At 70.6% G+C, this 7,302-nt stretch carries 7 protein-coding genes and 1 pseudogene; all 8 read left to right on the forward strand.

The genetic code is table 11. The features are described from left to right. A pseudogene (locus tag VFM98_RS10945) lies at positions 1-1,185 on the forward strand (hypothetical protein); the annotation flags it as partial. A gap of 12 nt (positions 1,186-1,197) precedes the next feature. Further along, a complete protein-coding gene (locus VFM98_RS10950) occupies positions 1,198-1,725 on the forward strand; it encodes a shikimate kinase (RefSeq protein ID WP_325109954.1) in 528 nt (175 codons plus the stop codon). Positions 1,726-1,734: 9 nt separating this feature from the next. After that, positions 1,735-2,838 (forward strand): 3-dehydroquinate synthase, encoded by a 1,104-nt coding sequence (gene aroB / locus VFM98_RS10955; RefSeq protein ID WP_325109955.1) that lies wholly within the window; start codon positions 1,735-1,737, stop codon positions 2,836-2,838. 16 nt (positions 2,839-2,854) lie between these two features. Then, on the forward strand, positions 2,855-3,988 hold the full coding sequence (locus VFM98_RS10960; protein ID WP_325109956.1) for a deoxyguanosinetriphosphate triphosphohydrolase: 1,134 nt from the start codon (positions 2,855-2,857) through the stop codon (positions 3,986-3,988). Then, on the forward strand, positions 3,985-5,214 hold the full coding sequence (locus VFM98_RS10965) for an MFS transporter (protein WP_325109957.1): 1,230 nt from the start codon (positions 3,985-3,987) through the stop codon (positions 5,212-5,214). Before VFM98_RS10960 ends, VFM98_RS10965 begins: the two co-directional genes overlap by 4 nt. Before the next feature lie 13 nt (positions 5,215-5,227). Further along, complete coding sequence (locus VFM98_RS10970) at positions 5,228-5,878, forward strand: hypothetical protein (protein WP_325109958.1); 651 nt, start codon at positions 5,228-5,230, stop codon at positions 5,876-5,878. 2 nt (positions 5,879-5,880) lie between these two features. Then, on the forward strand, positions 5,881-6,432 hold the full coding sequence (locus tag VFM98_RS10975; RefSeq protein ID WP_325109959.1) for a DUF1415 domain-containing protein: 552 nt from the start codon (positions 5,881-5,883) through the stop codon (positions 6,430-6,432). After that, the gene (locus tag VFM98_RS10980; RefSeq protein ID WP_325109960.1) at positions 6,429-7,277 is read left to right on the forward strand and encodes an SAM-dependent methyltransferase; all 849 of its coding nucleotides are present in this window, start codon (positions 6,429-6,431) and stop codon (positions 7,275-7,277) included. Before VFM98_RS10975 ends, VFM98_RS10980 begins: the two co-directional genes overlap by 4 nt. Positions 7,278-7,302 lie beyond the last annotated feature (25 nt).

Here is a 7,302-nt window from a genome sequence, read left to right on the forward strand (position 1 = left end):
GTGACGTTCTCGGGCACGTTGGGGCTCACCGGAACCCCCAGCACGGACCTGAATGGCAATGCCAGCGGCACCCTGGGGGCTGCGCCTGCGACCGCGGGCACCTACACCGTCAACGAGAGCGCCCTGGGAATCCAGGCAAGCCGCAGCGTCCAGGTGCTGACCGGGTCGGGTAGCGGAATCCCGAATGCGCTGGGCCCGATCAGCTCGGCCAGCCTGGCCATCGTTCCGAACACGATTGCGCCGAACGCCGCCGGCAGCACGACCAATCGGGCAACGATGCGTGCGAAGTTCATCAATGGCTCGAACCAGGCCGTCCAGAACGTTCGGGTGCGTTTCGAACTGGAGGACCCGAAGCTCGGTGCAGGAGAGCAGCTCAGCACCGGCACGGCGACCGTCTTCAGCGATGTCAACGGTGAAGCGATCGCTGACTACATTGCCGGCACCCGATCCAGCCCCACCAATGGCGTGAAGGTTCGGGCCTGCTACGGCTTGACCGACGCGGAGATTGCAAACGGTGCTTGCACCAACGTGGTCCGCGGCACCCTTACGGTCGCCAGCCAGCCGCTTGCCATCACCCTCGGGGACAACAATGAGCTGACCAAGGGCACCAGCAACCTCACTTACATCAAGAGGTTCGATGTCGCCGTCGCGGATGCTGCCGGCAATGCAGTGGCGGGCGCGGTGGTTTCCGCCAGCGTGGACATCACGCACTATGGCAAGGGAAAGTTCACCGACGTGGGACCGACCGGTCCTTATCAGGTGACGGGCGACACCCCCCCGAACATCGCCACCACGGGGATTTCGACCGACGCCGTTCCCGGCGCGACTACCGGACGCGTGTGGTGCCCGAATGAGGATACCAACCGCAACGGCGCCATCGACAACAGCCCGACGCCGGAAGACATCAACAACAGCGGCAAGCTCGAGCCGCGCAAGGCCGACGTGATCCTGTCTTTCCTCGGCTCGAACACGACTGGCGCGAACGGCCGCATGCAGATCCAGGTGGAGTACCCGCAGAACGTGGCGACCTGGCTGGCCTATACGGTGCGCGTGACGACCAACGTGGCGGGTTCGGAAGGCACGGACTCGAAGAGCTACATCACGAGCTTCGTGGATGGCGACGAGGACAACGGCTCGTTCCTGACCGCCCCCTATGGCGCCAGCACTTGCAAGTTCGCCAACTGACGTTCGCGTGAGTTGAACATCACCCTCGTCGGCATGCCCGGCAGTGGCAAGACCACTGTCGGGCGGCATCTCGCAAGGCGGCTTCGGCTGCCTTTTTTCGATTCCGACCACGTGATCGAGGAGCGGCTCGGCTGCTCGATCCGTGAGTTCTTCGAGCGCGAGGGCGAAGCGGCGTTTCGCGACCTCGAACAGCAGGTGATCGCGGAACTGGCTCAAGGGCCTGCGGCGGTGATCGCCACCGGCGGCGGCGCGGTGCTGCGCGAGGCCAACCGCAACGCGCTGCGCGCGGGCGGCAGTGTGGTCTACCTGCGCTCCTCGCCCGAGGAACTGTACCGGCGCCTGAGGAACGACACCACGCGGCCCCTGCTGCAGGTGGCCGATCCGCTGGAACGGCTGCGCCAGATGTACGCCCAGCGCGACGCGCTGTACCGCGAGGCCGCGCATTTCGTGATCGAGACCGCGCGGCCCTCGGTGCCGCGACTGGTCCACATGATCCTGGCGCAGCTGCCGCCCAGGGAAGGCCCCGCGGGCGCCGCTTAAACTCGGGGCATGTCCGCCCCCCGTTCCGAACCGCCCCAGCAAGTCCGCATCGCGCTGGGCGACCGCAGCTACCACATCCGGATCGGCGCCGGCCTGCTGGATGAGGCCGCGAGCTGGGACGCGCTGCCCCCCGCCGCGGCCGCCCTCGTCGTCACCAACACCACCGTCGCGCCGCTCTACCTGGAGCGCCTGCGCGCGGCGTTGACCACGCGCTATCGCGCCGTCTTCGACGTGGTCCTGCCCGATGGCGAGGAATACAAGGACTGGGCCACGCTGAACCGCATTTTCGATGCGCTGCTTTCCCACGGCTGCGACCGCAAGACCGTCCTGTTCGCCCTCGGTGGCGGGGTCGTGGGCGACATGGCGGGCTTCGCGGCGGCGAGCTACATGCGCGGCGTGCCCTTCGTCCAGGTGCCGACCACGCTGCTGGCCCAGGTGGATTCCTCGGTGGGCGGCAAGACCGCGATCAACCACCCGCTGGGCAAGAACATGATCGGCGCTTTCTACCAGCCGGCACGGGTGGTCTGCGACCTCGACACGCTGCGCACGCTGCCGGCGCGCGAGCTGAGCGCCGGGCTGGCCGAGGTGATCAAGTACGGGCCGATCGCCGACCCGGCCTTCCTCGACTGGATCGAGGCGAACATCGACGCGCTGCTGGCGCGCGAGCCGCAGGCGCTGGCGCATGCGGTCAAGCGAAGCTGCGAGATCAAGGCGGAGGTGGTGGGCCAGGACGAGCGCGAGTCGGGCCTGCGCGCCATCCTCAACTTCGGCCACACCTTCGGCCACGCCATCGAGGCGGGCCTGGGCTACGGCGAGTGGCTGCACGGCGAGGCGGTGGGCTGCGGCATGGTGATGGCGCTGCGGCTGTCGCAGCGCCTCGGCGGCGTGGACGCCGCCTTCGTGCAGCGGGTGACGGCGCTGATCGCGCGCGCCGGCCTGCCGACGGTGGGCCCCGCGCTGGGCGCCGAGCGCTATCTGGAGCTGATGCGGGTCGACAAGAAGGCCGAGGCCGGCGAGATCCGCTTCGTCGTGATCGAACGCCCGGGCCAGGCCGCGGTGCGCGCCGCGCCGGACGACCAGGTGCGCGAGGTGCTCGCGGAGTCCACCCGCTGAAGTTGCGGGCGCCGCGATGACCCTCGCTCCCTACGCCAGCGACCCGGAGGACACGCGCGGCCGCCGCCACCCGGAGCCGCCGCCGCCCACCCGCACGGAGTACCAGCGCGACCGCGACCGCATCGTGCATTCCACCGCCTTCCGGCGGCTGGTCTACAAGACGCAGGTGTTCCTCAACCACGAGGGCGACCTGTTCCGCACCCGGCTCACGCACTCGATCGAGGTGGCGCAGCTGGCGCGCTCGATCGCGCGGCCCCTGGGCCTCAACGAGGACCTGGTGGAGGCGATCGCGCTCGCCCACGACCTGGGCCACACGCCGTTCGGCCACGCCGGGCAGGACGCGCTGAACGAATGCATGGCGGCGCACGGCGGCTTCGAGCACAACCTGCAGAGCCTGCGCGTGGTCGACCGGCTGGAAGAGCGCTACCCGGAATTCGACGGGCTCAACCTGTGCTTCGAGACGCGCGAGGGCATCCTCAAGCACTGCTCGCTCGCGAATGCGCAGCGGCTGGAGCAGGGCGAGCCCGGCGGCGTCGGCCGCCGCTTCATCGAGCGCACCCAGCCGAGCCTCGAGGCGCAGCTGTGCAACCTTGCCGACGAGATCGCCTACAACGCGCACGACATCGACGACGGCGTGCGCTCGGGCCTGATCACGCTGGAGCAGGTGGCCGAGGTGCCCCTCTTCGGCGGGCACTGCGCGCAGGCGCGGGCCGACCATCCGCAGCTGCAAGGGCGCCGGCTCCTGTACGAGGCGATCCGGCGCATGCTCAGCGCGATGGTGTACGACGCCATCGCGGCGACGCGCGAACGCATCGACGCGGCGCGCCCGGCCAGTGCCGACGCGGCGCGCCGGCTCGGCCCGCTGGTGTGCTTCAGCGAGGGGCTGCGGGCCCAGGCGGCCGAACTGAAGCACTTCCTCTTCCACAACCTGTACCGCCATCCGCGCGTGACCGAGACCACGGGCCGCGCGCAGGAAGTGGTGCGCGAACTGTTCGCGCTCTACCTGCGCGAGCCGCAGGAGATGCAGGCCGGCTTCGCCGCGCGCGGCGACACGCCGCGGGCGGTGGCCGACTACATCGCCGGCATGACCGACCGCTATGCGCTGCGCGAGCACGAGCGGCTCACCGGCCGCAGGCTGCTGGCATCGTGAGGCGGCCCGACCCCGCGCTCGTCGTGGTGCTGGCGGGCATCAGCGCCGCCCTCCACATCGGCAAGCTGCCGCCGGCGCTGCCGGTGCTGCGGGACAGCCTGCACATCACGCTGGTGCAAGCGGGCTTCCTGCTGTCGCTGGTGCAGGTGGCGGGCATGACGCTGGGGCTCGCAATGGGCGCTGCGGCCGACGCGATCGGCCCCCGCCGCACGATGGTGATCGGGCTCGCGCTGCTGTCGGCGGCCAGCTTCGCCGGCGGCGCGGCGACCACGGCCGAAGCCCTGCTGGCGCTGCGCGCACTGGAAGGCGTGGGCTTCCTGCTCGCCTCGCTGCCCGCTCCGGGGCTGATCCGCCGGCTGGTGCAGCCGGCGCGGCTGGCGGGCATGCTGGGCCTGTGGGGCGCCTACATGCCCTTCGGCACCGCGACCGCGCTGCTGCTCGGGCCCGCCTTCATCGCCGCGAGCGGCTGGCCGGGCTGGTGGTGGTTGCTCGCGACCCTCTCGTGCGCGATGGCGGTGGCCCTGTGGCGGCTGGTGCCGGCGGAGGCGGATGCGCGCATCGCCGCGGCCGGCTCGGGCCTGCGCGCGCGCATCGCCCGGACCCTGCGCGCGCCGGGGCCGTGGCTCGTCTCCGTGGCCTTCGCGGTCTATTCCGCGCAGTGGCTGGCCGTGGTCGGTTTCCTGCCCACCATCTATGCCCAGGCCGGGCTGCCGACGGCCTTCGCCGCCGTGGCCACCGCGCTCGCGGCGGCCGTCAACATGATCGGCAACATCGGCTCGGGCCGGCTGTTGCAGCGCGGCTGGCGCGCGCCGGTGCTGCTGCAGTGCGGCTATGCGGCCATGCTGGTGGGCGCGATCGTGGCGTTCGCGCCCTGGGCTTCCGGCGCCTCGACGGGCGTCGCGCTCGTGCGCTACGCGGGCGTGCTGCTGTTCTCGGCGGTGGGCGGCCTGGTGCCCGGCACCTTGTTCTCGGTGGCGGTGCGGGTGGCGCCCGACGAAGGCAGCGTCTCCAGCACGGTCGGCTGGATGCAGCAGTGGTCGGCCTTCGGGCAGTTCATGGGCCCGCCCCTGGCCGCCTGGGCCGCCGCGCTGGCGGGCGGCTGGCATGCCATGTGGTGGATCACGGGGGCCTTCGCGCTGGCGGGCATAGGCATCGCGATGGGCATCGCCCGTTTCCTGGCCGGCCACGGCGCGACGCGGGCCGCAAGAACGCAGCCCGCGCCGTAAAATTTTGGAACACATGGGCTTCCTCGACCAGCTGAAGACACAGGCGCAGGCGCTGCAGGAGAAGCGCTCGTCCGAGGACGAGCGGCTGGAGCAGCTCGCCGCCCAGACCGAGCGCGCGAGCCGCCTGCTCTTCTCCTACCTCGACGACCTGGCCCGCCAGCTGTCCGTGATCCAGCCGGCCGCCCCGGCGCTGTCGCTGGACGGCAAGACGCCCTGGCCGCCGATGAAGCTGGTCGACTTCCGCGCCGACGCACGGCGCAAGACGCTGCGCGGCCGGGAGGTGTACGACTACATCGGCATGGGCTGGCGCATCGTGCCCAAGGCCGGCGCGGTGACCACCGGCGTGGTCAGCGTCAACTTCCCGATCGAGATGAAGAAGGTCGAGGAGCGGCTGATGATGGGGCCCGTCAAGCACGACCGCCGCGAGGTGCGCGACCCGGAAAAGAACAACGTCCTGCGGGAGGTGCGCTACGAGTACCTCACCGAGACCCGGGGCACCGTCACGGCGACGGCCGACCACGACAAGGGCCAGCTCCACTTCCGCCTGCTCAACACGGCGGGCTTCGAGGTGGTGCAGACGACCTGGCCGGCCGCACGCATCCAGCAGGATCTGCTCGACGAGCTGGCCAAGCGTATCGTGGGCCAACCGAGCACCTTCGTCTGACCATGTCCCAAGCGGCCGCTGCCCTGGCCGATACCGAACGCTGGCTGGAGCGCGCGGTGATCGGCCTGAACCTGTGCCCGTTCGCGAAGGCCGTGCACGTGAAGGGCCAGGTGCACTATGCGGCGAGCGAGGCGGAAGACGCGCAAGGCGTGCTGGCGGACTTCACCCGCGAGCTCGAGGCGCTGGTGGCGCTGCCCGCGCGCGAGCGCGACACGACGCTGCTGGTGATCCCGCGCGGCATGGAGGATTTCCTCGACTTCAACGACGTGGTGGCGCGCGCCGAACGCATCGTGCGCAAGCGCGGGCTCGAGGGCGTGATCCAGGTGGCGAGCTTCCATCCGCGCTTCGTCTTCGCCGGCACCGAGGAAGACGACATCACCAACTGCACCAACCGCGCGCCCTGGCCGACGCTGCACCTGCTGCGCGAGGAGAGCATGGACCGCGCGGTGGCCGCCTTCCCGGACGCGGCGGCGATCTACGAAACCAACATGGAGACGCTGCGCCGGCTCGGCCCCGAGGGCTGGGCGGCGCTGGACGTGGGACCGCACGCATGAAGAAGGACATCCGCGAGGAGCTCGGCCTGCGCCCGGGGCAGTCGGTGGAGCTGCTGCAGGAGCTGCACATCGTCACCCGCGAGGGCCGCATCAACCAGGATTCGCGCCGCAAGCTCAAGCAGGTCTACCACCTGGTGCAGTTCATCGAGAAGGTGCTGCTGGAGCTGCCGGCCGAAGGCGGCCATCCGACGCTCGCCGACCACGGGGCCGGCAAGTCCTACCTGGGCTTCGTGCTGTACGACCTGTTCTTCCAGCCGCGCGGGGTGGGGCACATCTACGGCATCGAGACCCGTGCGGAGCTGGTGGAGAAGTCGCGCGCGCTGGCGCAGCGGCTCGGGTTCGAGCGCATGAGCTTCCTGCACCTGAGCGCCGCGGAAGCCGCGGACGCCTCGGCTTTGCCGGCGAAGATCGACGTGGTGACGGCGCTGCATGCCTGCGACACCGCCACCGACGACGCGATCGCCTTCGGCCTGCGCAAGCACGCGCGCTTCATGGTGCTGGTGCCCTGTTGCCAGGCCGAACTGGCGACCGCGCTGCGCGAGCACAAGGCGCTGGCGCTGGCGCGCACGCCGCTGGCGGAGCTGTGGCGGCATCCGATCCACACGCGCGAGCTGGGCAGCCAGGTCACCAACGTGCTGCGCTGCCTGTACCTGGAAGCCATGGGCTACCAGGTCACCGTCACCGAACTGGTGGGATGGGAGCACTCGCTGAAGAACGAGCTGATCCTGGCGCGCTGGACCGGGCAGCGCAAGCGCAGCGCGGCGGAGAGCCTGCGCGCCTTGCTGGCGGAGTTCGGGCTGGGCGAACTGGAGGGGCGCCGCTACCCCGGGATGGCGGCGGACTAGACGTCGTCCGCGCGCCGGCCGCCCG

It is taken from the genome of Ramlibacter sp., from assembly GCF_035706265.1.
GTDB lineage: Bacteria > Pseudomonadota > Gammaproteobacteria > Burkholderiales > Burkholderiaceae_C > Ramlibacter.

Coding starts and splice junctions, on each gene's coding strand:
- aroB (WP_325109955.1), top strand. CDS start 1,735: ATGTCCGCCCCCCGTTCCGAACCGCCCCAGCAAGTCCGCATCGCGCTG.
- VFM98_RS10960 (WP_325109956.1), top strand. CDS start 2,855: ATGACCCTCGCTCCCTACGCCAGCGACCCGGAGGACACGCGCGGCCGC.
- VFM98_RS10970 (WP_325109958.1), top strand. CDS start 5,228: ATGGGCTTCCTCGACCAGCTGAAGACACAGGCGCAGGCGCTGCAGGAG.
- VFM98_RS10975 (WP_325109959.1), top strand. CDS start 5,881: ATGTCCCAAGCGGCCGCTGCCCTGGCCGATACCGAACGCTGGCTGGAG.
- VFM98_RS10980 (WP_325109960.1), top strand. CDS start 6,429: ATGAAGAAGGACATCCGCGAGGAGCTCGGCCTGCGCCCGGGGCAGTCG.